Source organism: Micrococcus sp. (genome assembly GCF_034179925.1).
Classification (GTDB): Bacteria; Actinomycetota; Actinomycetes; order Actinomycetales; family Micrococcaceae; genus Micrococcus.
Window position 1 is genome coordinate 11,760 of the sequence record NZ_JAXFPG010000038.1, and the last position, 23,857, is coordinate 35,616.

The 23,857-nt window shown below is 72.8% G+C and carries 17 protein-coding genes and 1 tRNA gene; 8 read left to right on the top strand and 10 right to left on the bottom strand.

Annotated features, from left to right (window positions below; all coding sequences use genetic code 11):
* Nucleotides 1-119 precede the first annotated feature (119 nt).
* On the bottom strand, nucleotides 120-2,342 hold the full coding sequence (locus SPI96_RS07650) for an NADP-dependent isocitrate dehydrogenase (RefSeq protein ID WP_321081774.1): 2,223 nt from the start codon (nucleotides 2,340-2,342) through the stop codon (nucleotides 120-122).
* Between the two features lie 209 nt (nucleotides 2,343-2,551).
* Nucleotides 2,552-4,243, bottom strand: a complete 1,692-nt coding sequence (gene purH, locus SPI96_RS07655) for a bifunctional phosphoribosylaminoimidazolecarboxamide formyltransferase/IMP cyclohydrolase (protein WP_321081775.1) — start codon at nucleotides 4,241-4,243, stop codon at nucleotides 2,552-2,554.
* Between the two features lie 248 nt (nucleotides 4,244-4,491).
* Here purH and SPI96_RS07660 point away from each other — a divergent pair, with 248 nt between their 5' ends.
* Entirely contained in the window at nucleotides 4,492-5,910 is a 1,419-nt protein-coding gene (locus SPI96_RS07660) for an MFS transporter (RefSeq protein ID WP_321081776.1), read from the top strand.
* 42 nt (nucleotides 5,911-5,952) lie between these two features.
* Here SPI96_RS07660 and purN read toward each other — a convergent pair whose 3' ends face one another.
* Nucleotides 5,953-6,519 (bottom strand): phosphoribosylglycinamide formyltransferase, encoded by a 567-nt coding sequence (purN, locus tag SPI96_RS07665; RefSeq protein WP_321081777.1) that lies wholly within the window; start codon nucleotides 6,517-6,519, stop codon nucleotides 5,953-5,955.
* 55 nt (nucleotides 6,520-6,574) lie between these two features.
* Nucleotides 6,575-8,296 carry a DUF6350 family protein gene (locus SPI96_RS07670; RefSeq protein ID WP_321081778.1) on the bottom strand — a complete coding sequence of 574 codons (1,722 nt, stop codon included), beginning with the start codon at nucleotides 8,294-8,296 and terminating at the stop codon, nucleotides 6,575-6,577.
* Between the two features lie 164 nt (nucleotides 8,297-8,460).
* Here SPI96_RS07670 and SPI96_RS07675 point away from each other — a divergent pair, with 164 nt between their 5' ends.
* A complete protein-coding gene (locus SPI96_RS07675; RefSeq protein ID WP_321081779.1) occupies nucleotides 8,461-9,639 on the top strand; it encodes a glycosyltransferase family 1 protein in 1,179 nt (392 codons plus the stop codon).
* A gap of 174 nt (nucleotides 9,640-9,813) precedes the next feature.
* The gene (gene gdhA / locus SPI96_RS07680; RefSeq protein WP_321081780.1) at nucleotides 9,814-11,154 is read left to right on the top strand and encodes an NADP-specific glutamate dehydrogenase; all 1,341 of its coding nucleotides are present in this window, start codon (nucleotides 9,814-9,816) and stop codon (nucleotides 11,152-11,154) included.
* 75 nt (nucleotides 11,155-11,229) lie between these two features.
* Here the strand turns inward: gdhA and SPI96_RS07685 are convergent, their stop codons facing one another.
* From SPI96_RS07685 to SPI96_RS07695, 3 genes are read right to left on the bottom strand one after another with little or no spacing between them, the layout of a single operon-like run.
* Nucleotides 11,230-11,703: a thioesterase family protein gene (locus SPI96_RS07685; RefSeq protein WP_321081781.1), complete on the bottom strand. Its 474-nt coding sequence runs from the start codon at nucleotides 11,701-11,703 to the stop codon at nucleotides 11,230-11,232.
* Nucleotides 11,693-12,862, bottom strand: coding sequence for an App1 family protein (locus tag SPI96_RS07690; protein WP_321081782.1), 1,170 nt, complete (start codon nucleotides 12,860-12,862; stop codon nucleotides 11,693-11,695). Before SPI96_RS07690 ends, SPI96_RS07685 begins: the two co-directional genes overlap by 11 nt.
* Before the next feature lie 38 nt (nucleotides 12,863-12,900).
* On the bottom strand, nucleotides 12,901-15,060 hold the full coding sequence (locus SPI96_RS07695; RefSeq protein ID WP_321081783.1) for an acyltransferase family protein: 2,160 nt from the start codon (nucleotides 15,058-15,060) through the stop codon (nucleotides 12,901-12,903).
* A gap of 164 nt (nucleotides 15,061-15,224) precedes the next feature.
* Here SPI96_RS07695 and SPI96_RS07700 point away from each other — a divergent pair, with 164 nt between their 5' ends.
* Genes SPI96_RS07700 through SPI96_RS07710 form a run of 3 tightly spaced genes read left to right on the top strand, consistent with a single transcriptional unit; the run spans nucleotide 15,225 to nucleotide 17,834 of the window.
* On the top strand, nucleotides 15,225-16,169 hold the full coding sequence (locus SPI96_RS07700; protein ID WP_321081784.1) for an inositol monophosphatase: 945 nt from the start codon (nucleotides 15,225-15,227) through the stop codon (nucleotides 16,167-16,169).
* Nucleotides 16,166-16,666 carry a pyridoxamine 5'-phosphate oxidase family protein gene (locus tag SPI96_RS07705; protein WP_321081785.1) on the top strand — a complete coding sequence of 167 codons (501 nt, stop codon included), beginning with the start codon at nucleotides 16,166-16,168 and terminating at the stop codon, nucleotides 16,664-16,666. The genes SPI96_RS07700 and SPI96_RS07705 overlap by 4 nt, the downstream gene beginning before the upstream one ends.
* Before the next feature lie 31 nt (nucleotides 16,667-16,697).
* Complete coding sequence (locus SPI96_RS07710; RefSeq protein ID WP_321081786.1) at nucleotides 16,698-17,834, top strand: VIT1/CCC1 transporter family protein; 1,137 nt, start codon at nucleotides 16,698-16,700, stop codon at nucleotides 17,832-17,834.
* A 111-nt stretch (nucleotides 17,835-17,945) separates the two neighbouring features.
* On the opposite strand, the gene sucD is transcribed toward SPI96_RS07710, so the two are convergent.
* From sucD to pcrA, 3 genes are all read right to left on the bottom strand, one after another.
* Complete coding sequence (sucD, locus tag SPI96_RS07715; RefSeq protein WP_321081787.1) at nucleotides 17,946-18,866, bottom strand: succinate--CoA ligase subunit alpha; 921 nt, start codon at nucleotides 18,864-18,866, stop codon at nucleotides 17,946-17,948.
* A gap of 27 nt (nucleotides 18,867-18,893) precedes the next feature.
* Entirely contained in the window at nucleotides 18,894-20,063 is a 1,170-nt protein-coding gene (gene sucC, locus SPI96_RS07720) for an ADP-forming succinate--CoA ligase subunit beta (RefSeq protein WP_321081788.1), read from the bottom strand.
* A 205-nt stretch (nucleotides 20,064-20,268) separates the two neighbouring features.
* Complete coding sequence (gene pcrA / locus SPI96_RS07725) at nucleotides 20,269-22,878, bottom strand: DNA helicase PcrA (protein WP_321081789.1); 2,610 nt, start codon at nucleotides 22,876-22,878, stop codon at nucleotides 20,269-20,271.
* 87 nt (nucleotides 22,879-22,965) lie between these two features.
* Between pcrA and SPI96_RS07730 the strand changes: the two genes are divergently transcribed.
* Both SPI96_RS07730 and SPI96_RS07735 read left to right on the top strand, forming a co-directional pair.
* The gene (locus SPI96_RS07730; protein ID WP_321081790.1) at nucleotides 22,966-23,637 is read left to right on the top strand and encodes a hypothetical protein; all 672 of its coding nucleotides are present in this window, start codon (nucleotides 22,966-22,968) and stop codon (nucleotides 23,635-23,637) included.
* Between the two features lie 42 nt (nucleotides 23,638-23,679).
* Nucleotides 23,680-23,753: transfer RNA gene (locus SPI96_RS07735), tRNA-Arg, on the top strand.
* Nucleotides 23,754-23,857 lie beyond the last annotated feature (104 nt).

Below are 23,857 nucleotides of genomic sequence, written 5' to 3' on the forward strand. Positions count from 1 at the left end.
CTCGAACGGAAGCATCCCGGGGACCTCCCGTTTCTCGAACGAAAGTGCCCTGGGGAGCTCCCGTTTCGTACACCGGAGCGGCCGGAGAACCTCCCGTTTCGTACACCGGAGCGCTGGGGTCAGGCGTTGAGGCGCGCCACGATCCCGTTGAGGGTGGCGGACGGGCGCATCACCTCCGACACCTTCTCCAGATCCGGGGCGTAGTAGCCGCCCAGGTCCACCGGGGAGCCCTGCACGCCGTTGAGCTCGGCGAGGATCTGCTCCTCCTTCGCCTCCAGCTCCTCGGCCACCGGCGCGGCCGCCGCCGCCAGCTCGGCGTCCTCGGTCTGCGCGGCCAGCTCCTTCGCCCAGTACAGGGCCAGGTAGAAGTGCGAGCCGCGGTTGTCCAGCTGGCCGGCCCTGCGCTGCGGGGACTTGCCCTCGATCAACAGGGTGCCGGTGGCGGCGTCGAGGGTGTCGGCCAGCACCTGGGCGCGGGCGTTGCCGTTGGCCGTCGACTCATGCTCGAAGGACACCGCCAGGGCCAGGAACTCGCCCAGGGAGTCCCAGCGCAGGTGGTTCTCCTCCAGCAGCTGCTGCACATGCTTCGGGGCGGAGCCGCCCGCGCCGGTCTCGAACAGGCCGCCGCCGTTGAGCAGCGGGACCACCGAGAGCATCTTGGCGGAGGTGCCCAGCTCAAGGATCGGGAACAGGTCCGTGTTGTAGTCGCGCAGCACGTTGCCGGTCACGGAGATGGTGTCCTCGCCGCGGCGGATGCGCTCGACGGACAGCTTCGTGGCCTCCTCCGGGGAGAGGATGCGCAGGTCCAGGCCGTCGGTGTCGTGCTCGGGCAGGTACCGCTGCACCTTCGCGATCAGCTCGCGGTCGTGGGCGCGGGACTCGTCCAGCCAGAACACGGCGGGGGTCTCGGAGGCGCGGGCGCGGGTCACAGCCAGCTTCACCCAGTCGCGCACGGGCACGTCCTTGGTCTGGCAGGCGCGCCAGATGTCCCCGGCCTCGACCTCATGGGAGATCAGTACCTCGCCCGCAGCGTTCTTCACCTCCACGGTGCCGTCAGCCTCCATCACGAAGGTCTTGTCGTGCGAGCCGTACTCCTCGGCCTTCTGCGCCATCAGGCCCACGTTCGGCACGGTGCCCATGGTGGTCGGGTCGTAAGCGCCGTTGGCCTTGCAGTCCTCGATGACCACCTGGTAGACGCCGGCGTAGGAGGAGTCCGGGATCACGGCCAGGGTGTCGCGTTCCTGCCCGTCCTTGTCCCACATGTGGCCGGAGGTGCGGATCATGGCCGGCATGGAGGCGTCCACGATCACGTCGGAGGGCACGTGCAGGTTGGTGATGCCCTTGTCCGAGTTCACCATGGCCACGTCCGGGCCGTCCTCGTAGGCCTTCGCGATGGCCGCGCGCACACCGGCGGCGGTCTCGGCGTCGAGCGCGTCCAGGCCGGCTTCGATCGCGGCCAGGCCGTCGTTCGGGGAGAGGCCGGCGGCGGCCAGCTGGTCGCCGTACTGCGCGAACAGGTCCGCGAAGTAGGCCTTCACCACGTGGCCGAAGATCACCGGGTCGGAGACCTTCATCATGGTGGCCTTCAGGTGCGCGGAGAACAGGACGCCCTCCTCCTTGGCGCGGCGGACCTGCTCGGTCAGGAACGCGTCCAGGGCGCGGGCGGACATGAACGTGCCGTCCACGATCTCACCCTCGAGCACCTTCAGCCCCTCCTTGAGGACGGTCCTCTGCCCGTCCTTGCCGGTGAACTCGATGCTGAGCACGTCGTCGGCGGGCAGGGTCACGGACTTCTCGTTGGCGCGGAAGTCGTCCTGGCCCATGGTGGCGACGGCGGTCCGGGAGTCCGCGGTCCACGCGCCCATCGAGTGGGGGAACTTCCGGGCGTAGGCCTTCACGGCCTTGGGGGCGCGGCGGTCGGAGTTGCCCTCGCGCAGCACCGGGTTCACGGCGGAGCCCTTGACGGAGTCGTACCTGCGGCGGGCGTCCTTCTCCTCATCGGTCTGGGGGTCGTCCACGTAGTCCGGCAGCGCGTAGCCGTGAGCCTGCAGCTCCTTGACGGTGGCGCGCAGCTGCGGCACGGAGGCGGAGATGTTCGGGAGCTTGATGACGTTGGCCTCGGGGCTCTTCACGAGCTCGCCGAGCTCGGCGAGAGCGTCGTCGGTGCGCTGGTCCTCGGGGAGCACGTCGCCGAAGGCGGCCAGCACACGGCCGGCCAGGGAGATGTCACGGGTCTCCAGCTCGACGCCGGCGGTGCCCGCGTAGGCGCGCACGATCGGCAGCAGCGAGGCCGTGGCCAGCATGGGGGCCTCGTCCGTCAGCGTATAGATGATCTTCGACATGCGGATCTGTCTCCTTCACACAGGGCGCGACGGGGCGCCCGGGATCTCGTCGGTCTCGTGACTCCTCGGCCACTCTACCGGCGGGCCGTGGCGCACCCCACAGTGGGACGTCGGCCCCGTCCGACGGCCCGGCCGTCCCTCCCGGAGGACGACGACGGCGCGCCCGCCCCGGGTGGGCAGGCGCGCCGTGGTGGTCGGCCGGGTCCGGGTCAGCCGTGGAAGAAGTGGCGTGCCCCGGTCAGGTACAGGGTGATGCCAGCGGCCTCGGCCGCGGCCACGACCTCCTCGTCCCGGACGGAGCCGCCGGGCTGCACGACGGCGCGCACGCCGGCGTCGATGAGGATCTGCAGGCCGTCGGCGAACGGGAAGAAGGCGTCCGAGGCGGCCACGGCGCCGCGGGCCCGCTCGGGGGCGCCCTCGCCGGAGACGTTCTCGGCGCCGCCGGCGGTGGTGACGTCCTGGCCGCCGGTCACGGCTGCGCCGAGGGTGTTGGCGCGTTCCACGGCCAGGCGGCAGGAGTCCAGGCGGTTGACCTGCCCCATGCCGATGCCCACGGTGGCGCCGTCGTGTGCCAGGAGCACGGCGTTGGACTTGGCGGCGCGCACGGAGCGCCAGGCGAAGGCCAGGTCCGCGAGGGTGGCCTCGTCCGCGGCCTCGCCGGCGGCGAGGGTCCAGGCGGCGGGGTCGTCGCCGTCGGCGTCCACGGCGTCGGCCACCTGCAGGAGCATGCCGCCGGAGACCTGCTTGGCCTCCACGGTGTCCCGGGTGAAGCCGGCGGGCAGGGCCAGCAGGCGCAGGTTCTTCTTGGCGGTGAGGATCCGCACGGCCTCCTCCTCGAAGGAGGGGGCCACCACGACCTCGGTGAACACGTCCTTAACCTGCTCGGCCATGGCGGCGGTCACGGGGCGGTTGGAGGCGATGACACCGCCGAACGCGGAGACCGGGTCGCAGGCGTGGGCCTTGGCGTGGGCGGCGGCGATGTCTTCGCCCTGGCCCGCGACGGCCACACCGCAGGGGTTGGCGTGCTTGACGATCGCCACGGCCGGGGCGGTGTGGTCGAAGGCGGCGCGCACGGCGGCGTCGGCGTCCACGTAGTTGTTGTAGCTCATGGCCTTGCCGTGCAGCAGCTCGGCCTGGGCGATGCCGGCGGTGGCGGCGTGGTCCACGTAGAGGGCGGCGGGCTGGTGCGGGTTCTCGCCGTAGCGCAGGGTGTCGGCGCGCTCGAGGGAGAAGCCGGCGTAGGGCGGGAACACGGGGGCGTCGTCGGCGCCGGCGTCCTCGGCCAGGTGAGCGGCGGTCCAGGCTGCCACGGCGTTGTCGTAGGCGGCAGTGTGGGCGAAGGCGAGGGCGGCCAGGCGCCTGCGGGCGCGCAGGTCGAAGCCCCCGGTCTGGGCGGCGGAGACGACGTCCCCGTAGGCGGCCGGGTCCACGACGACGGCCACGGAGGCGTGGTTCTTCGCGGCGGCGCGCACCATGGAGGGCCCGCCGATGTCGATCTGCTCGACGACGGCGTCCTCATCCGCACCGGACTTCACGGTCTCCACGAACGGGTAGAGGTTCACGACGACCAGGTCGAACGCCTCGACCTCGAGCTCGCCGAGCTGATCCACGTGGTCCTGACGGCGGCGGTCGGCGAGGATGCCGGCGTGCACGCGCGGGTGGAGGGTCTTCACCCGGCCGTCGAGGCACTCCGGGAAGCCGGTGATGTCCGCGACCTCGGTGACGGGGACCCCGGCGTCGGCGATCCGCTGCGCGGTGGAGCCGGTGGAGACGAGCTGGACGCCTGCGGCGTGCAGGCCTGTGGCGAGCTCCTCCAGCCCGGTCTTGTCGTACACCGAGATGAGGGCCCGCTTCAGCGGGACCGAGTCCAGGACGGTGGTGACGGGCGAGGCAGTGGACACAGGCGGCTCCTTCAGGCGGGACGAACGCGGAGCGCACCGGGGACGGTCCCCCACGGGCGGCCTCCGCAGACCGTGGACCAGTCTAGGTGTTGTGGGGCATGACGTGGGTGGCGCCCGGCGGGTAGGCGGGCGCCCCGGACGGCGTCATGCAGAGTCGGGAAACAGCGGTGCGCTCCGTCCCTGTGAACATACTGGTCTGACCGCGTCGACCCGGCCGGTCACCCCCCTGACCCGACGGGAGCAGAACCATGAGCGGCATCGCACCTCGCACCGCCCCAGACCGACCCACGGACGCCCTGCCCACCGGCGAGGAGGTGGTCCAGGAGCTGCCCTGGCGGTGGTCTGTCCAGGGGCGCATCTTCCTGATCGGCGGCCTGGGCTTCATGTTCGACGCCTGGGACGTCGCCCTCAACGGCGTGATGATCCCGCTGCTGCGGGAGGAGTGGGCCCTGTCCAAGGGCGACGCCGCGTGGATCGGCACGGCCAACCTGATCGGCATGGGCGTGGGCGCGTTCGTGTGGGGCACGGTGGCGGACCGGATCGGCCGCCGCACCGCGTTCACCGCCACGCTGCTGATGTTCTCGCTCTTCACGATCGCGGGGGCTCTGACCGACTCGCTCCTGTGGTTCGTCGCGTTCCGCTTCCTGGCCGGCGTCGGCCTGGGCGGCACGGTGCCCGTGGACTACGCACTGGTCTCCGAGTTCACCCCGCAGCGGCTGCGCGGCCGAGTGCTCACCGCCATGGACGGCTGGTGGCCGATCGGCGCCGCCCTGTGCGGGGTGGTCTCCGCCTGGCTGCTGAGCACGTGGGGCGACTGGCGCCTGCCCCTGCTGGCGATGGTCCTGCCCGCCCTGCTGGTGTTCGTGGTGCGCCTGGGCGTGCCCGAGTCCCCGTTCTTCCTGATGAGCCGCGGCCGTGAGGCCGAGGCCCGGCGCGTGGTGGACGACATGGTCCGCCGCACCGGCGCCGCCGAGCGCCCGTACGCGATGCCCCCGGTCACCGTGGAGCCCGTGGGCGGCGTGGGCGGCTTCCTCGCCTCCCTGGGCCAGCAGCTCGTGGACGTGTGGCGGGCCGGCCCGCGCATCACCGCGATCGCCTGGGCGCTGTTCTGCACCATCATGCTCAGCTACTACCTGGCCCTGCAGTGGATGCCGCAGTTCCTCATCGAGGCCGGCTACGAGCAGTCCCGCGCCTTCGTGATGACCTCCGGCATGGCCGCCGTCGGCCTGCTCGGCGTGATCGTCTCCGCCCTGCTGGTGGACCTCACCGGCCGCCGCTGGCTGCTCGGGGTGACCGGCGTCGTCGCCGCGGCCCTGCTCGTGGTGCTGGCCGCCGTGATGGGCGTGCCCGGGGCGGCGCTGCCGCTGGTGCTGGCCTTCGGGTTCGTCATCCAGGTGTCCATCCCCGCCCTGTACACCTACGTGACGGAGCTCTACCCCACCGGGCTGCGAGCCTCCGGCTTCGGCTGGGCCTCGGCCGCCTCCCGCGTGGCCGCGGGCGTGGGGCCGCTGGTGTTCGTGGGCGTGCTGCAGCCGGCGCTGGGCCTGGCCGGGGCGTTCGCCGTCACCGGCGGGCTCGTGCTGGTCGCGGTCATCGCCATGCTGCTCGGCGCCCCGGAGACCCGCTCCGTGGCCCTGGACGAGCAGCTGCCCGGCATCCAGCACTGACCTGTCTGCAACCGGCCTCCGGCACTGGCCGGGCCGGCGCGCTCAGCTGCGGGCGGCGAGTTCGCCCAGCACCTGCAGCAGCAGAGCGCGCTCCTGCACCTTGATGCGCTCGTGGAGGACCTCCTCGGTGTCCTCCACGAGCACGGGCACGGCCGTCTGGGCCAGGATGGGCCCGGTGTCCACGCCGGCGTCCACGAGGTGCACGGTGCAGCCGGTGACCTTCACCCCGTAGGCCAGCGCGTCCCGCACACCGTGCGCGCCCGGGAAGGAGGGCAGCAGGGCGGGGTGGGTGTTGATGATCCGCCCCTCGAACCGTTCCAGCAGCGGGGCCCCGAGAATCCGCATGAACCCGGAGCACACCACCCAGTCCGGCTCGTAGGAGGCCACGGCCTCGGCCAGCGCCTCGTCCCAGGTACGCCGGTCGGCGTAGTCCCGGGGGGACACCGTGAAGGTCTCGATGCCCTGGGCCTCGGCGCGGGCCAGGCCCTGCACGCCGGGCACGTCCGAGCCGACGGCGGCGATCTCCACTGGAAGGGCGCCGGAGGCGACGGCGTCCAGCACCGCCTGGAGGTTGGTGCCGGACCCGGAGACGAGGGCAACGATGCGCATGCCCCCATCGTAGGCCGAGCGCACCGCGGCGTCCGGTCAGTCCGGTGCCGATCGGTCAGTCCAGGGCGCGGCGGGGCCGCGGCCGCGCCGGCGCGGAGGGCCGCCGCGGGCCCAGCCCCCGCCCGCCGCCCCGAGGGACCCTCGGGGCTGCCCCGGGTCCGGGCCCCTCGACGCCGGGAACGCTGGAAATGCCAGGAATGCCGGGAACGCCGGGAGCACCGGGCGCATCGGAGGGGCCCTGCGCACCGGAGGAGCCGCTGCCCGAGGGACGCGCGGCGGCGCCGGAGCCCTCGCCGGGCTGGGAAGCGGAGACGGGTGCCGGGGCGGGGCGGCCGGCGTCGTCGGGGCCCCCGGCCCTCTCGGGTGCTGGCCCCTCAGGGGCGGCGGTGGAGCCCCGCCCGGAGCGGCGGAACCGCTGCGCCAGGCGCGCGCCCACGGAGGGCCGGGAGGGCCGGCGCAGCGCCGGCAGCCCCGCGGGCAGGTGCACGGTGCGCCCCCGCAGCGGACGCTCCTGCACAGCCAACACCACCAGGTAGCCCACCAGGCAGCCCAGAGCCGTCCACCCGCCCAGCGCGGCCGCCGTCGCCAGCACCCGCGGGCCGATCTGCGCCATGGAGCCCACCCCGAGCCCGCCGGAGGCCAGCACGAGCGGGACCAGCGAGCCCAGGCCCACCAGCAGACCGGTCAGGGCCGCGAGCGCCGCCGTGGAGGCCCCGAGCGAGGCCCAGCGGCGCTCCCAGCGGGCCGCGAGCCAGTCGTCCAGGTGGTTCTCCCCCTCGCGCAGCAGCCACCAGCCGGCGAGCACCCCCGCCACCACCGGCACCAGCAGGAAGAACGGATGCCAGGACTGCCACGTCACCGGCAGCGCCTCCAGCACCGGCAGCGCGGGGGCGGAGGCCGCATGGGAACCGAAGGCCGAGTACAGGCTGTCCGCCCCCACCCGGAACCCCGGCCCGGCCGCCCACGCCACCGCCCACACGGCGAACGTGGGCATGTAGCCCACCTCGAGCAGGGCGATCATCAGCCCCCCGGCGGGGCCGGCGTCCACCATCTGCTGCACCCCCACGATCTGCGCCCAGTGCACGCCGACCCGGCCCGCCGCCAGCAGGGCCCCCATCGCGGCGAGCGAGGCCAGCGCCACGCACGCCCCCCGCACCACGGACCACGCATAGCTGCCGGCCCAGCGTTCGTACTGCGAGCGCGCCGCGATCGCCTCGGTGAGGTCCACCCCGATCAGGTGCGCCCACGTGCCCGCCTCCCGGCGTGCCCCGGCCAGGGCCGCCACGGTGAACAGGAGCACGGGCAGCACCGCACCCGCCACGGGTGAGACGGACAGCCTTCCGGCGCCGGGCAGGAGCGCGGCTGCCACCCCCACCAGCGCATACACGACGACGGCACCCGTCAGCGCCTGCCAGGCCTGGTCTCGGTAGGAGGCCCGGGCCAAGCGCCGCCCGGCCCGCCAGCTCAGCCAGAGCGGCAGGAGGGTGAGGGCCCAGGGCACGAGCCAGACCGTGCCGGAGACGGCGGACTGGTCCACCGCGGTGGTGGCGGCGGTGACGTGCACGGGGGCGGCGTGCAGGGCGAGCCACAGCACCGCCCCCACCTGCACGGCCTCCTCGATGCGGGCGGCGTGGAACCCTCCGGTGACCCACACCAGGAGGGTGGGGAGCACCACGACGAGCAGGCCGGTCAGGGCAGCCACGAAGGCCTCCACCGCGCCTTGCATCCACAGGGGCAGCGGCAGGGGGCGCGGGAGGCCGAGCTTGGGGAGGATCACCCTCCCTATGGTGCCACCGGGGGCGGGACGGTGCCGTTCGCCGGCCGATGCCGTTCGCCGGGCGGTGCCGTCCGCCGGGGCGATCACCGAGAGTTCATCCGCCCGCCACCGCGGGGTCGGCCGTGCCTGGCCTGGCCGTGGCCGCCGGTGCCTAGCCTGGGGGCATGCGCGTCGCCGTGATCGCCGAGTCCTTCCTTCCCCATATGAACGGGGTGACGCACTCCGTGCTCCAGGTGCTGCGGCACCTGCGCACCCGCGGCGACGAGGCCGTCGTCATCGCCCCGGCCGCCTCGTGGGCCGCCGGGTGGACGCAGCGCGGCGGCGCGGGCCAGGCGCCGCGGGAGGTGGAGGGCTTCCGGGTGCACACGCTGCCGTCCGTGCCGATGTCCGGGTACGCCTCCGTGCGGGTCGCCGCCGGGACCGTGTCCCGGGTGCGGGGCCTGCTGGCGGACTTCCGCCCGGACGTGGTGCACATCGCCTCCCCCTTCGTGCTGGGCTGGCGGGCCGTCCAGGCAGCCGAGGAGCTGGGCGTGCCCTCCGTGGCCGTCTACCAGACGGAGGTCCCCCGCTACGCCGCCCGCTACGGGGCGCCCTGGCTGGAGGACGTGCTGTGGGGGCATGTGGCGCGCCTGCACAACACGGCCACGCTCACGCTGGCGCCGTCGTCGTTCACGGTGCGGCAGCTGCACCGGGTGGGGGTGCGCCGCGTGCACCTGTGGGCCCGCGGCGTGGACTCCCAGCGGTTCCACCCCGCCAAGCGGGACGAGGCGCTGCGGGCACGGCTGGCCCCGGGCGGGGAGCGCCTGGTGGGGTTCGTGGGGCGCCTGGCGCACGAGAAGCAGGTGGAGGATCTGCGGGTGCTCACGGACCTGCCGGGCACCCGGCTGGTGGTCATCGGCTCCGGGCCGCTGCGCGAGCAGTTGGAGCGGCAGCTTCCCGACGCGCACTTCGCCGGGTTCCAGGGCGGGGAGGACCTCGCCCGCCATGTGGCCAGCCTGGACCTGTTCGTGCACCCCGGGGAGTCGGACACGTTCGGGCAGACCCTGCAGGAGGCCATGGCCTCGGGGGTGCCGGTGGTGGCGGTGGGCCGCGGCGGCCCCCTGGACATCGTGGACTCCTCCCGCACGGGCTGGATCTACCCGCCCGGGGACCTCGCGCAGCTGCGGGCCCGGGTGGCGGACCTCGTGCACGACGACGCCAAGCGCGCCGCCTTCGGGCGCGCCGCCCGGCAGGCTGTGCAGGGGCGGACGTGGCCGGTGCTGTGCGAGCAGCTCGTGGGCCACTACGAGAAGGCCATGCAGGTGCAGGGTCGCCGGCACGGCGTGCCGAACCGTCGGGGCTGAGCGGAGGGGTCCGGGCACCGGAACAGGTGGTCACGACGTCGGAACAGTTGGTCATACAGAAGGCGCGGGCGGACCGGCGCTGACAGCATGGGGTACGACGACGCCGTCGCCCTCACCGCACCTGACCTGCGGTTCGGCGGGGGTGGGCGGCCCCCTTTGGACCCAGGAGGCCCCATGCACCAGGAACTCGAGACCCTGCGCGACGAGGTGTTCGCCCGCAACCCCGGCGAGCCGGAGTTCCACCAGGCCGTGACCGAGGTGTTCGAGGCGCTCGACCCCGTGATGGAGCGCCACCCCCAGTACGTGGAGGCCGGCATCCTCCACCGCCTGTGCGAGCCCGAGCGTCAGATCATCTTCCGCGTCCCGTGGGTGGACGACGCCGGCGTCGTGCAGGTCAACCGCGGCTTCCGCGTGGAGTTCAACTCCGCCCTCGGCCCGTACAAGGGCGGCCTGCGCTTCCACCCGTCCGTGAACGTGGGCGTCATCAAGTTCCTCGGCTTCGAGCAGATCTTCAAGAACTCGCTCACCGGCATGCCGATCGGCGGCGGCAAGGGCGGCTCGGACTTCAACCCGGCCGGCCGCTCGGATGCCGAGGTCATGCGCTTCTGCCAGTCGTTCATGACGGAGCTGCACCGCCACATCGGCGAGCACACGGACGTGCCCGCCGGGGACATCGGCGTGGGTGCCCGCGAGATCGGCTACCTGTTCGGCCAGTACAAGCGCCTGACCAACCGCTTCGAGGCGGGCGTGCTCACCGGCAAGGGCCTCACCTGGGGTGGCTCGCTCGTGCGCACCGAGGCCACCGGCTACGGCGCCGTGATGTTCGCCGACGCCATGCTCAAGACCCGCGGGGAGTCCATGGAGGGCCAGCGCGTGCTGGTCTCCGGCTCCGGCAACGTGGCGATCTACGCGGCCGAGAAGGCCACCGCCCTGGGCGCCACCGTGGTGACGGCCTCGGATTCCTCCGGGTACGTCGTCGACGAGCAGGGCCTGGACCTGGACCTGCTCAAGCAGATCAAGGAGGTCGAGCGCGGCCGCATCTCCGAGTACGCCTCCCGCCGCGGCTCCGGCGCCCGGTTCGTGGCCGGCGGGTCCGTGTGGGATGTGCCCGGCACCGTGGCGATCCCCTCTGCCACGCAGAACGAGCTGGACGAGGCTGCCGCGAAGACCCTCCTGAAGAACGGTGTGAAGGCCGTCTCCGAGGGCGCGAACATGCCCTGCACCGAGGCCGCCGCGCACCTGTTCCAGGATGCGGGCACGCTGTTCGCACCGGGCAAGGCCGCGAACGCCGGCGGTGTGGCGACCTCCGCACTGGAGATGCAGCAGAACGCCTCGCGTGACTCGTGGACGTTCGAGTACACCCACGACCGCCTGGAGGCGATCATGCACTCGATCCACGACCGCTGCCTCGAGACCGCCGAGGAGTACGGCACGCCGGGCAACTACGTGGCCGGTGCCAACATCGCCGGCTTCATCAAGGTGGCCGACGCGATGCTCGCCCAGGGCATCGTCTGATCCACCACCCGCCTCAGCGGCTCCGGGGGCGCTGGGTGAGGGGGGCACTGGGTGAGGGGCGCTGGTGAAGGGGGCTCACTCCCCGCGCAGGGCCGCCCGCTGCTCGGGGCTCACCCGCACGGGACGGCCGGTGGCGCCGTCCACGAACACCATGACGGAGGTGGCCGTCGCACAGAGGGTGCCGTCGACGCCGTCGTGCAGGGCGTAGCCCACATGCACCGCGGCCGCCTTCACCGCCTCCACCGAGACCACCACCCGCAACGGCACCGGCCGGAATGGCATCTGCGCCCGGTAGCGCACGGTGTGCTCGGCGATGAACGTCCGCACCCCCGGCCCCACGCCCTCGAGCAAGTCGATCGGCGGCGGCACCGCCTGCTCCCCCGCACCGGCCCCGGTGCCCGAGGGCACCCCGAACGCGGCCACCCGAGCCTCCTCGAGCACCTGCACCACCGCGGTGTTGTTCACATGCCCGTAGGCGTCCATGTCCGCCCACCGCAGCGGCACCCGGACCTCCACACTCCGGCCGGCGCCGGAAGTCTCACTCGGCATCCTCGGCGACCTCCTCGACGTCGCCGATCTGCTCCCGCCAGCCCTGCGGCTGCACGTCCACGAAGCGTTCCGGCAGGATGCCCAGGGCCTCCAGCTGGTCGGACAGCGCCGCCCCGTCCGGGCCGTAGCACCACGGGATGCCCGGGGTGGACTGGCGGGTGCCCTCGGCCCGACCACCCGCGAGCAGCGCCTCGGAGGGGGTGAGCTGGCGGATCACGATCGCCTTCACCCGGTCCGGGTGGCGGTGCGCGAAGTCGGCGTAGATCTCCGGATCGTGCTGGCCGTCGTCGCCCACCAGCACCCACTGCATGTCCGGGAACTCCTCCGCCAGACGCTCGAGCTGACTCACCTTGTGTTCCATGCCGGAGCGGAACCACCGGTTCCGGGTGGGCCCCCAGCTGGTGAGCAGCAACGCCCCGAGCGGGTACAGGTTGCGCCCCAGGAAGCGGGTGAGGGTCTGGGCGACGTTCCAGGCCCCCGTACTCAGGTAGATCACCGGAGCCATCTCGTCCGCCTCCGCGAGCCGGCGCAGCAGCACGGCCATGCCAGGGGTGGGGGTGCGGGCGTGCTCGTCGATCACGAACGAGTTCCACGCGGCCAGCAGCGGGCGGGGCAGGGAGGTGACCACCACGGTGTCGTCGATGTCCGAGACCATCCCGAGCTTCGCGTCCGGGGAGGAGATGAAGAGGTCCAGGGTGACCTCCTCGCCGTCGCCCACGGTGAGCACGGCGGTGCGCCACCCCGGCTCGAGCTCCACCTCGATCCGGGCGTCGATCACACCCATGCGGTCCGCCCGGACCCGCGTGCACACCTCCCCCACCCGCACGGAGACCTCGGCGTAGGCCATGGGAGGGGAGATGAAGTTGCGCCAGCCGCGCACGCCGTCGGCCACCACCTTCGACAGCCGGTACCCGTTCAGGTAGTCCTCGTCCTTGGCGAGCACCACCCGGGAGAGGACCCGCACCCAGGCGGTGGTGCCGTAGCCGGTGAACGCGATCAGCGTGGGCACCCAGCCGCGCTCACGAGCCCGCGAGCGCTGCCACGTGTTCCAGCCCTCCTGCAGGTGCGTGGCGACGTTCTCCACGCCGGTCGCCCGGGTGCGGGCGAGGACGCTGGCGGCGTCGGCGGGCTCGGGTTGGGACTGCTGCGGTGCGGACATGCCCCCAGTATCCCGCATGCGGTGTTCCCGGCCCGGGGTCAGCGGGAGAGCACCACCCGGTCCTCCGCAGGGTCCTGGTCGGCGGGGAACGCGGCCACGAGCGCACGGGCCATGCCCTCGGCCTTGGCGATGGCCCCGGCCTCGTTGTTGTGGTTGGCGTCGTTCTCGAGGAACCACTCGGGGTGGGCGGAGGACTCGCGCTGCCAGTCGTAGACCCACAGGTTGGGGTGGCGGGCGGTGGCGGCCACGAGGGCCTCGTTGAAGCGGCGGGCGCTCTCGGGCGTGTAGTGCGCCTTGGTGGCCCAGGGCATGATCACGGCGTCCACCCACAGCACGGGGCGGCCCTGGGAGGCCTGCATGACGGCGTCGATGCGGGCGTCCACGCTGTCCCAGGCGTCCGCCTTGGCCATGTTGGCGGAGTCGTTGAGGCCCACGTTCACCACCCAGCAGCCGTCGGGGCCGATCTCGGCGGCGTGTTCGGCCATGGCCTCGGGAGCGTTGGTGTTCACCTGGCCGGGCTGGAGGTCCCGTTCGGAGAACTTCTCGCGCAGGGAGCGGCCGCCGGCCACGTCCTCGACGACGGTCTGCACGCCCACGGCGCGGTAGCGGCCCTGGAGCTGCAGGGTCGGGTCGTCGATCAGGGAGCGGGGGCCGCTGCCGGAGGCCAGGGAGGAGGAGTCCCCGATGTGCACCACGGTGGTGCACGCGGTGGTGGTGGCCGGCGACGTCGGCCGGGCGACGGGGGCGGTCGGCTCGCCGACGGGGGCCTGGGGGCCGGCCTGGGAGGCGATCTCCTGCACGGAGGTCTGCGGGAGGGCGGTCAGGCCCACGAGGGCGAGGGCGGACAGGGCCGCCATGCCCGCCGAGCGCAGGGAGAGCCCGACGGGTCCGGGGGTAGCCGGGACGCGCTCGGTGAGGGTCGAGGAGCCGGTGCGGCGGCCGGCGTCGGGAGCCCCGGCAGCGGCGGCCGTCCCCGCGGCGGAGGCCGGTGCACCCGGCACGGCGGACGCGGCTGGGAGGCCGGCTGCGGCCCCGCTCATGGCCCGGCGGGGTGCCGGGGGCACGGGCAGGCCGTCGCCGTGGCGGCGGGTGCGCGCGGCACGGCCGGAGACCAGGGCCAGCAGGCCGTGGCGGCGGATCGGATCCTCCACGAGGCTCCAGGACAGCGCCGCCAGCACGAGGGTGATGACCACCACGAGGGCGCCGCGGGCGAGCGGCTGGCCGTGGAGCACCCGCTCGGGGAGGAAGGCGACCACGGGCATCTGCCACAGGTAGATGCCGTAGGAGCGGGCGCCAATCCACTGCAGCGGGGCGATGCCGAGGGCGCGGGCGGTCCAGGTCCCGTTGTACACCAGGGGCATGAGCACCGCGCAGGTGGAGACGGTGAGCGCGGCCAGGCCCCAGGTGTAGAGGTGGGGGTTGTTCTGGGACATGGTGGCCGCGAGCAGGACGATCCCGGCCAGGCCTGCCACGCCGAGCAGGTCCAGCAGGCGCACCCCCACACCCTGGATCCGCGCCACGGCCTGTGGGCGCCAGAGGAAGGCGAGCACGGCACCCCAGAGCAGGCCGCCGGCGCGGGTGTCGGTGCCCTCGTAGGCGCGGGTGGCGTCGCCGGCGGGGTCGGCGAGCACCGCCAGGAGAACGAACGAGCCGATGCCGAGCACCAGGACGATCCCGGCCATGAGCCTCGGGCGGGCGCGGGTGAGGGCGATCAGGCCCAGCAGGAGCAGCGGCCAGACGATGTAGAACTGCTCCTCCACGGCCAGGGACCACAGGTGGTCCAGGGGGCCGATGCCGGTCTCGTCGAAGTAGGACTTTCCGGAGAGGATGGTGTGCCAGTTGGCCACATAGAACAGGGCGGCGAGGGATTCGCCCAGGCGTGTGCCCATGCGTTCGGGGTCCGTCACCGCGGTGGCGGCGAGCACCGCAGCCAGCAGCAGGACGACGGCGGGCAGCAGGCGCCGGAAGCGGCGGATCCAGAAGTGCTTGAGGTCCAGGTCCCCGTGGGTGTCCCAGCGGTTGAGCAGCAGCGAGGTGATGAGGAAGCCGGAGAGCGTGAAGAACACGCCGACGCCCAGCAGGCCGCCGTCGGCGAAGGGCACCCCGAGGTGGTAGGCGATCACGAGCGCCACGGCGAGGGAGCGCAGACCGTCCAGACCGGGGTAGTACGCGGCTTTGGCGTTGACTGGACGTGGCATGGGACCCTCTCGTCGACGGGGACGGACGACGTCCGCACCCTCCTCGGCGCGCCGACAAGGCACGGAGCGGACGCAGAACCATCCGAGGGTAGTCCACTCCCCTGGGAGCGCCCAGGACGACGCCGGCCCGGGCTTCGGCGGCCCGGGCGGCCTACGCTGGGCCCATGTCTACCCCCTGCCCGGCCGCGCTGCGCGGCATCGCCCTCGAGGCGGCCCGTGGCGTCGCCCCCGCCCTGGCTGCGGCCTTCCGTACCCCGGGCACGGCCGCCGAGACCAAGACCAACCACCACGACCTCGTCACGGTGCACGACCGCGCCACCGAGGAGGCTCTCGTGGCGGCTTTGACCACAGCGGTGCCCGGCAGCACGGTGCTCGGTGAGGAGACCGGGTGCACCGGAGCGGAGGGGCGCACCGGGGCGGACGGGCCCGGCGTCGTGCGGTGGATCGTGGACCCGATCGACGGGACCTCGAACTTCTCCCATGGCTTCGCGATGTTCTCCGTGTCGGTGGCGGCGGAGGTGCACGGTCAGGTGGTGGCCGGCGTCGTGCTGAGCCCGGTGGACGGGCTCGAGTTCTCCGCGGACAGCACCGGTGCCTGGCTCGGCCGAATCCCCCTGCCGCGGCGGCCGGCCCCGGCTGGCGGCGAGCGCTCCCTGAACCTGGTGACCTCCTATCCGGCTGCCGAGGCCTTGGACCGGGAGGGCCCCAGCGCGGCCGAGCGCTTCGCGCACCTGGTGCAGGCCCATGCCACGGTGCGCCGCACGGTCTCCGGGGCGCTCGAGCTGGCCTATGTGGCCGCCGGCTGGGCCGACGTCGCACTGCTGGTGGACACGAATCCCTGGGATGTGGCGGCCGGGCAGCTGCTGGTCGCCCGTGCCGGGGGCACGCTCGTGGGCGCCGACGACGCCGGCCCCGCCCCGGACACGCCCGCGCACCTGGCCCGGCACCTGCTCGCGGTGGGCCCGGGTCGCCGGGCCCCGACGGCCGCCGCCGTCCTGACAGAGCTCACCAGGGTTCGCGCGAGCACGGGGCCGCGGGGGACAATGGCGGGGACCGGTGCCGTCCCCGGCGCCACAGGCCCCATCACAGATCCAGGGAGACCACGATGACCGAGAGCACCCCGTCCATGCAGCGCCCGGACCCTGCTGTGGAGGCGGCCTCGATGTTCCCCCACGAGGACGGCCAGCCCGTGCTGGCCCTCACCGAGGAGCAGTGCTGGCAGCTGCTCGAGCGCGTCCGCCATGCCCGGCTGGGCACCCGGATCGGCGACCGGATCGACATCATCCCCGTGAACATCGCCGCCCGTGGCGGCCGCATCTGGTTCCGCACGGCCCCGGGCACCAAGCTCCTCGAACTCACCGCCTCCCCGGACGTCGTGGTCCAGGCCGACGGCGTGCTCTCAGACCAGGCGTGGTCCGTGCAGGTGCGCGGCACCGCCCGCGAGCTGACCACCTCCGCGGAGATCGAGGAGGCCGAGGCACTCGAGTTCGAGTCCTGGGTGCCGACCATCAAGCAGCACTACGTGGTGGTGGAGCCCACCGAGACCACCGGCCGGCACTTCCTGTTCGGCGCAGAGCCGGTGCACCCCACCTACCCCACGGACTGAGCCCCTCCCACCCCACCGGTCTGGAGCGTCCATGAGCACTGCCACCCCTGATTCCCCGTCCGCCGCCGCACCGTACGAACCCAGCCGGGAGCAGGTCCGGCGCTGGCGTCGGTACCTCGCCGATGAGATCGCCGAGGGCCAGATCTACCGGGACATCGCCGCCCGCAAGGACGGTGTGGAGCGGGAGATCCTGCTCGGGCTGGCCGAGGCGGAGCGCCGCCATGAGGACCACTGGCGGAGCCTGCTCGGCCCGCACGCCGAGAACCCGCCCCGGCCCTCGTCCCACCGCATCCTGCTGCGTGCCCTGGCACGCCTGTTCGGTTCCGTGTTCGTGCTGGCCCTGGCCCAGCGCGCGGAGTCGGACACCCCGTATGCCAAGGACGCCGACGCCACCGCCGGCATGGTGGCGGACGAGCGCATCCACGAGGAGGTGGTGCGCGGGCTGGCCTCGCGTGGCCGTGAACAGCTGGCCGGGTCCTTCCGGGCCGCAGTGTTCGGCATGAACGACGGCCTGGTGTCCAACCTGGCGCTCGTGATGGGCATCGGGGCCACGGGTGTGGCGCCGTCGGTGGTGCTGTTCACGGGCATCGCGGGCCTGCTGGCCGGGGCGCTGTCCATGGCCGCCGGCGAGTACGTGTCCGTGCGCTCCCAGCGCGAGCTGCTGGAAGCGTCCTCCCCCACGCAGGTGACGCTCGAGGCCGCTCAGTTCCTGGACTTGGACGCGAACGAGCTGGAGCTGGTGTACCTGGCCCGCGGCATGCAGCCGGAGGACGCCAAGCACCGCGCCCTGGAACGGATCGGCTACCTCAGCTGCGACTGCAACCCGCAGTTCTCCGCCCGCCCGGACGGCTCGCAGGGGCCCGTGGACCACTCGGAGTCCTTCGCGGAGATCGGTTCGGCGTGGGGTGCCTCGCTCTCGAGCTTCCTGTTCTTCGCCTCCGGCGCGCTCATCCCGATCCTGCCGTACCTGTTCGGGGCCACCGGCTGGGTGGCGCTGGCCGTGGCAGCGGCCCTGGTGGGTATGGCGCTGATGTTCACGGGCGGCGTCGTGGGCCTGCTCTCGGGCTCCTCGCCCCTGTGGCGGGGCCTGCGCCAGCTGGCGATCGGATTCGGCGCCGCGGCCGTGACCTACGTGCTGGGTCTGCTCTTCGGCGCGAACGTGGGCTGAGCGACTCCCCCAATACGCTCCGGGGGCGAAGGGGGCCTCAATCCCCCCCTAATCCGGCCCCCTTCCGCCCCCGGAGCGGCGTGGGAAGCCCGCGCCGCAGGCCAGTCGGGCTCAGCCCTGGTTCTGCAGGATCTCGCGCATCAGCTGCGCGGTCTCGGACGGGGTCTTGCCGACCTTCACGCCCGCGGCCTCGAGGGCCTCCTTCTTGGCCTGCGCGGTGCCGGAGGAGCCGGAGACGATGGCGCCGGCGTGGCCCATGGTCTTGCCCTCCGGGGCCGTGAAGCCTGCGACGTAGCCGACCACCGGCTTGGTCACGTTGGCCTTGATGAACTCGGCGGCACGCTCCTCGGCGTCGCCGCCGATCTCACCGATCATCACGATGGCCTTGGTGTCCGGGTCGGCCTCGAACGCCTCGAGGGCGTCGATGTGCGTGGTGCCGATCACCGGGTCGCCGCCGATGCCGATGGCGGTCGAGAACCCGAAGTCCTTCAGCTCGTACATCATCTGATAGGTCAACGTGCCGGACTTGGACACCAGGCCGATCGGGCCGGAGCCGGTGATCGAGGCCGGGGTGATGCCCGCCAGGGCCTCACCCGGGGTGATGATGCCGGGGCAGTTCGGGCCGATGATGCGGGTCTTCGGCTTGCCGTCGGCGCCGGTCGTGGCCTGGGACAGGGCGAAGAACGCGGCGGAGTCCTGCACCGGGACGCCCTCGGTGATGACCACCAGCAGGGGGATCTCGGCCTCGATGGCCTCGATCGCGGCGTCCTTGGCGAAGGCCGGCGGCACGAACGACACGGACACGTTCGCGCCGGTCTTCTCCATGGCCTCCTTGACGGAGCCGAACACGGGCAGTTCGACGGCGTTGCCGTCCTTGTCCTCGTGGGACACGGTGGTGCCGGCCTTGCGGGCGTTCACACCGCCCACGATGTTCGTGCCCGCCTTGAGCATCAGGCGGGTGTGCTTGGTGCCCTCGCCGCCGGTGATGCCCTGGACGATGACCTTGGAATCCTTGTTCAGGTAGATCGACATGTCAGTCTTCCCTCTCTTTCCGGAGAGTCAGTGGGCGGCGTGGGCGAGCTCGGCGGCCTTGTCGGCGCCCTCGTCCATGGTGGCGGCCTGGGTCACGAGGGGGTGGTTCGCCTCGTTCAGGATGCGCCGGCCCTCCTCCACGTTGTTGCCGTCGAGACGCACCACCAGCGGCTTGGTGGCGGTGTCGCCGAGGATCTCCAGAGCCTTGACGATGCCGCTGGCGACGGCGTCGCACGCCGTGATGCCGCCGAACACGTTCACGAACACGGACTTGACCTGCTCGTCGCCCAGGATCACGTCCAGGCCCGCGGCCATGACCTCGGCGTTCGCGCCGCCGCCGATGTCCAGGAAGTTCGCCGGCGTCACGCCGCCGTGCTTCTCGCCGGCGTAGGCCACGACGTCCAGGGTGGACATCACGAGGCCTGCGCCGTTGCCGATCACGCCGACCTGGCCGTCGAGCTTGACGTAGTTGAGGTCGTTCTCCTTGGCCTTGGCCTCGAGCGGATCCTCGGTCGTCTTGTCCGCGAGGGCCGCGTGGCCCTCCTGGCGGAACTCGGCGTTGTCATCGAGGGAAACCTTGCCGTCGAGGGCGAGGATCTTGCCTTCACCGGTCTTCACCAGCGGGTTGACCTCGACGAGCGTGGCGTCCTCGGCGTCGAACACCCCCCACAGCTTCTGGATGACGGCAGCGACGTCGGACTTCAGCTCCTCGGGGAAGCCAGCCTCGGCGACGATCCGCTGCGCGGTGTCCTCGTCGATCCCGGTCAGCGGGGAGACGGGCACCTTGGCCAGGGCCTCGGGGCGCTCGGCGGCGAGCTGCTCGATCTCCATGCCGCCCTCCACCGAGCACATGGCCAGGTAGGTGCGGTTGGCACGGTCCAGCAGCACGGAGAAGTAATACTCCTCGGCGATGTCGGCGCCCTGGGCCACCATGACCTTGGTGACGGTGTGGCCCTTGATGTCCATCCCGAGGATGGCCTCGGCGTGCTCGTAGGCCTCGTCGGCGGTCCTGGCGACCTTCACGCCGCCGGCCTTGCCGCGGCCGCCGACCTTCACCTGCGCCTTGACGACGGTCACGCCGCCGATCCTCTCCGCAGCAGCCTTGGCCTCGTCCGGGGTCTCGGCGACGATGCCAGCGAGCACGGGGACACCGTGCTTCTCGAACAGGTCGCGTGCCTGGTACTCGTACAGGTCCACGGTGGTGTGTCCTTCTCAGTCGAAGACAGTTGCCTGCCGGCACCGCGCGCAGCCGTGCCAGCCGGAGCGCGGCGGGACCGCATCGCCGCGCCCAGGGCCCGGCGGAGCGGCGGTCGGTGGCGCACTCGGGGTCACTCTAGACCAGCTCCTGCGCGGTTCCGAGGGTGGGCTGACGGCTTTCCCGAACGAGTGGTCGGCGCCCCGGTCAGCCCTCGATCCGGTTGAGCGGGGCGTACCGCAACAGCAGACGCTTCTGCGCCCCGGAGGCCTCGAAGGTCACGGTGGCCACCGCCTTGTCCCCCGCCCCCGCGACGGCATCCACGCGCCCGGGGCCGAAGCTCGCGTGCTCCACGCGGTCGCCCGGGGAGAGGACCAGCACCTCCTTCTGCAGCTGGACCTGCCGGGGTGCCCGACCGCGCACCACGGTGGCGGGCACCGTGAGGTCCTCGGGCTCCTCGCCCCGGGTCAGGCGGGCCGGCCGGTGGGCGAGGGGGTCCGCCCCGCGGGCCCGGTCCCCCCAGGCGCCGGTCATGCTGCCGCGCCGGGAGGAGCCGCCGCGGCCGCCGAAGCGGTCCGCGTAGCGGGAGGTGCCCGCCCCGGTGAGGGAGGTCAGGGAGCCGGGGCCGCGCGTCGTGCCCTCGCGCTCCCAGTCGATGAGGCCCTCGGGGATCTCCCCGAGGAACTGGCTGGGCGGGTTGAACTGGTGCTGACCCCACAGCGAGCGGGCTTCAGCGCGGGAGAGGAACAGCCGGCGTCGGGCGCGGGTGAGCCCCACATAGGCCAGGCGACGCTCCTCGGCGAGCTCCTTTTCGTCCGTCATGGAGCGGGCGTGCGGGAACACGCCGTGCTCCATGCCGGTGAGGAACACCACCGGGAACTCCAGGCCCTTGGCGGTGTGCAGGGTCATGAGGGTGACCTGCCCCTGTTCTTGGGCGAGGGCCTCCCCCTCGGCGTCCGCGGGGCTGGGCAGCTGGTCTGCGTCCGCCACGAGCGCCACCTGTTCGAGGAAGTCGGTGAGTGAGCCCTCCGGGTGGGTGCCCTCGAAGGAGCGGACCACGGCCACGAGCTCACCGAGGTTGTCCGCACGGGACTCGTCCTGCAGGTCCTCGGATTCACGCAGGGCGGCCAGCATGCCGGACTGCTCCAGCGCGGCCTCCAGCACGGTGGCGGGCCCGGAGCCCTCGGCCAGCTGGGTGAGGTCGTCCATCATCTGCACGAACCCGCGGATCGCCTTGAGGGATCGGGTGGCGATCCCGGGCGCGTTCTCGGCGTCTCGCAGGGCCTCGAAGAACGTGGTGCGGTTCCGTTCGGCCCACGCGGCCACGGCCCCCTCGGCCCGGTCCCCGATGCCGCGCTTGGGCTCGTTGAGGATCCGGCGGACGGTGACGTCGTCGTCAGGGTTGACGACCACGCGCAGGTAGGCGAGCGCGTCCTTGATCTCCTTGCGGTCGTAGAAGCGGGTGCCGCCGATCACCCGGTACGGGATGCCGCGGGTCACCAGACGCTCCTCGAGGGCGCGGGACTGTGCGTTGGTCCGGTAGAACACGGCGACGTCGGCCGGCCGGATCCCCTCCTCGTCCCCCAGGCGGTCGATGGTGGAGGCGATCCATTCGGCCTCGGCGGACTCGTTCTCCGCGGCGTAACCCACGATCTTCGGCCCGGAGCCCTCGGCGGTCCACAGGCGCTTGGGGCGGCGGTCAGGGTTGCGCTCGATGACCGCGTTGGCGGCGTCCAGGATCGTCTGGGTGGAGCGGTAGTTCTGCTCGAGCTTGATGGTGGCGGCGTCGGTGAAGTCGTCCTCGAACTCCACGATGTTCCGGATGTCCGCCCCGCGGAAGGCGTAGATGGACTGGTCCGAGTCGCCCACCACGGTCAGCTCCCCGCCGGGGGTCTCCACGCCCTCGGGGTCACCGGCGGGTCCAGCGAGCAGGCGGATGAGGCGGTACTGGGCGTGGTTGGTGTCCTGGTACTCGTCCACGAGCACGTGGCGGAAGCGGCGCCGGTAGTGGTCCAGCACGCGCGGGAACGCCTCGAACATGTGCACGGTCCGGCCGATCAGGTCGTCGAAGTCCAGCGCGTTGGCCTGCCGGAGGCGGGCCGTGTACTCCCTGTAGACGGTCGCCACCGCCTGGCCCCACGGATCCCCGGAGGCCACCGTGGCGGCGTGGTCCTCCGCGTCCACGAGCTCGTTCTTCAGGGAGGAGATGCGGTTCAGCAGCGCCTTGGGGGCGAAGCGCTTGGGGTCGAGGTCGTGCGCCTTGGCGATCTGCGTGACCAGGCGCAGCGAGTCTGCGGAGTCGTAGATGGTGAAGGTGGACTTCAGGCCGATGGTCGCGGCCTCATTGCGCAGGATCCGCACCGCGGAGGAGTGGAACGTGGAGATCCACATGCGCCGGGCGGTGTCCCCGATCAGCCCGGCGATGCGCTCACGCATCTCTGCGGCCGCCTTGTTGGTGAAGGTGATGGCCAGCACCTCCTGGGGGCGGGCCTGGCCGGTGGCCAGCAGCCAGGCGATCCGGTGGGTGAGCACACGGGTCTTGCCCGAGCCGGCGCCGGCGACGATCAGCAGCGGGGAGCCGGTGTGCTGCACGGCCTCCGCCTGCTCCGGGTTGAGCCCGGCCACCAGGTCCGCCGGGCGGGGGGGCGCGGCGGGTGCGGAGGCTTCCGTGCGCTCCCACAGGCCGGCCTCCGGGTCCGCACCGGGGCGGGTGACCGACGTCGGCACGAGCCCGGGCAGGGCCGCCTCCGGGTCCACGGGACGGGTCCGGGAGGTGAGCAGCGGGTCGCGGCCGAGGGAGGAGAAGAGGTCTGCCATGGTGCCCCGAGTCTAGAGCCGGGCCCGGACACGGAACCGTCCCCGACTGCGACAATGGGAGTCCGCCCCACCTTCCGAGGAGACCCCGTGGCCCCGCAGAAGCCCCCGACGCACCGCCGTGCCCGCACAGAGCGGGCCGCCGCCTCCGCCGCGCCCGCCGATTCCGTTGCCTCCGCCACACCCAGCACCTCCCCCACCGGGCGGCCCGGGCTGCGGGACGTTCACGTGCGCCAGGACCTCGCCGCGGCCGGGCGGCAGGAGGGCAGCCCCGCCATGCTCGTGACGGCCCTGATCGGCACCACCCTGTTCATCGGTGCGTACTTCCACCTGCTCGCTCTCAACCAGATGACCCAGCTCTCCGGCGGGCTCGCCATGCCGGACAACATGCTCGGCTACGGGCCCGAGCACATCGCCGCCCTGGCCGCCGCGATGGACGAGGCCGCCCGCGGCCAGCTCAACTGGGTGCACAAGACCGCCGGGGTGATCTTCGCCGTCACCGTGGCCCTGACCGTGTCCGCGGTGGGGGCCTGGAGGCTGCGCCAGACCGCCGCGAAGTGGGGTGCCCTCGCGCTCGGGGTGACGTTCGCCGTCGTGGACATCTGGGAGGGCCTGGCCATCGAGGCCGCGATCGCCGCCGGCGGTCCGGGAGCCGAGCTGGCCTCCGCCCTCACGCTGACCCGCTGGGTGCTGCTGGCGTTGATCGCGCTGTCCGTGCCCGCGATGCTCGTGCTCGGCCGACGCAGGCGGCACCGGCCCTGACGTCTCGGCTAGACTCGGAGGTCGGACCGTTTCCCGGTCCGCGCCCCAGTAGCTCAGTAGGATAGAGCGGCCCTCTCCTAAAGGGCAGGCCGTCGGTTCGATTCCGGCCTGGGGCACTCGACGCGCTCGCTCACAGAGCCCCCCTCTTCCCAGCCCCCGGGGGGCCAGCCGGAGGGGGGGTGGGGGGGGGATGAGGCCCCGGCGCGGGGGGACGCGCGGG

What these genes read in the sequence shown, in the direction of transcription:
- purN (WP_321081777.1), bottom strand. Translation starts at nt 6,519, where the DNA reads ATGCGCATCGTTGCCCTCGTCTCCGGGTCCGGCACCAACCTCCAGGCG.
- SPI96_RS07685 (WP_321081781.1), bottom strand. Translation starts at nt 11,703, where the DNA reads ATGCCGAGTGAGACTTCCGGCGCCGGCCGGAGTGTGGAGGTCCGGGTG.
- SPI96_RS07695 (WP_321081783.1), bottom strand. Translation starts at nt 15,060, where the DNA reads ATGCCACGTCCAGTCAACGCCAAAGCCGCGTACTACCCCGGTCTGGAC.
- sucD (WP_321081787.1), bottom strand. Translation starts at nt 18,866, where the DNA reads ATGTCGATCTACCTGAACAAGGATTCCAAGGTCATCGTCCAGGGCATC.
- SPI96_RS07660 (WP_321081776.1), top strand. Translation starts at nt 4,492, where the DNA reads ATGAGCGGCATCGCACCTCGCACCGCCCCAGACCGACCCACGGACGCC.
- SPI96_RS07650 (WP_321081774.1), bottom strand. Translation starts at nt 2,342, where the DNA reads ATGTCGAAGATCATCTATACGCTGACGGACGAGGCCCCCATGCTGGCC.
- SPI96_RS07705 (WP_321081785.1), top strand. Translation starts at nt 16,166, where the DNA reads ATGACCGAGAGCACCCCGTCCATGCAGCGCCCGGACCCTGCTGTGGAG.
- SPI96_RS07675 (WP_321081779.1), top strand. Translation starts at nt 8,461, where the DNA reads ATGCGCGTCGCCGTGATCGCCGAGTCCTTCCTTCCCCATATGAACGGG.
- pcrA (WP_321081789.1), bottom strand. Translation starts at nt 22,878, where the DNA reads ATGGCAGACCTCTTCTCCTCCCTCGGCCGCGACCCGCTGCTCACCTCC.
- SPI96_RS07710 (WP_321081786.1), top strand. Translation starts at nt 16,698, where the DNA reads ATGAGCACTGCCACCCCTGATTCCCCGTCCGCCGCCGCACCGTACGAA.
- gdhA (WP_321081780.1), top strand. Translation starts at nt 9,814, where the DNA reads ATGCACCAGGAACTCGAGACCCTGCGCGACGAGGTGTTCGCCCGCAAC.
- SPI96_RS07700 (WP_321081784.1), top strand. Translation starts at nt 15,225, where the DNA reads ATGTCTACCCCCTGCCCGGCCGCGCTGCGCGGCATCGCCCTCGAGGCG.
- SPI96_RS07690 (WP_321081782.1), bottom strand. Translation starts at nt 12,862, where the DNA reads ATGTCCGCACCGCAGCAGTCCCAACCCGAGCCCGCCGACGCCGCCAGC.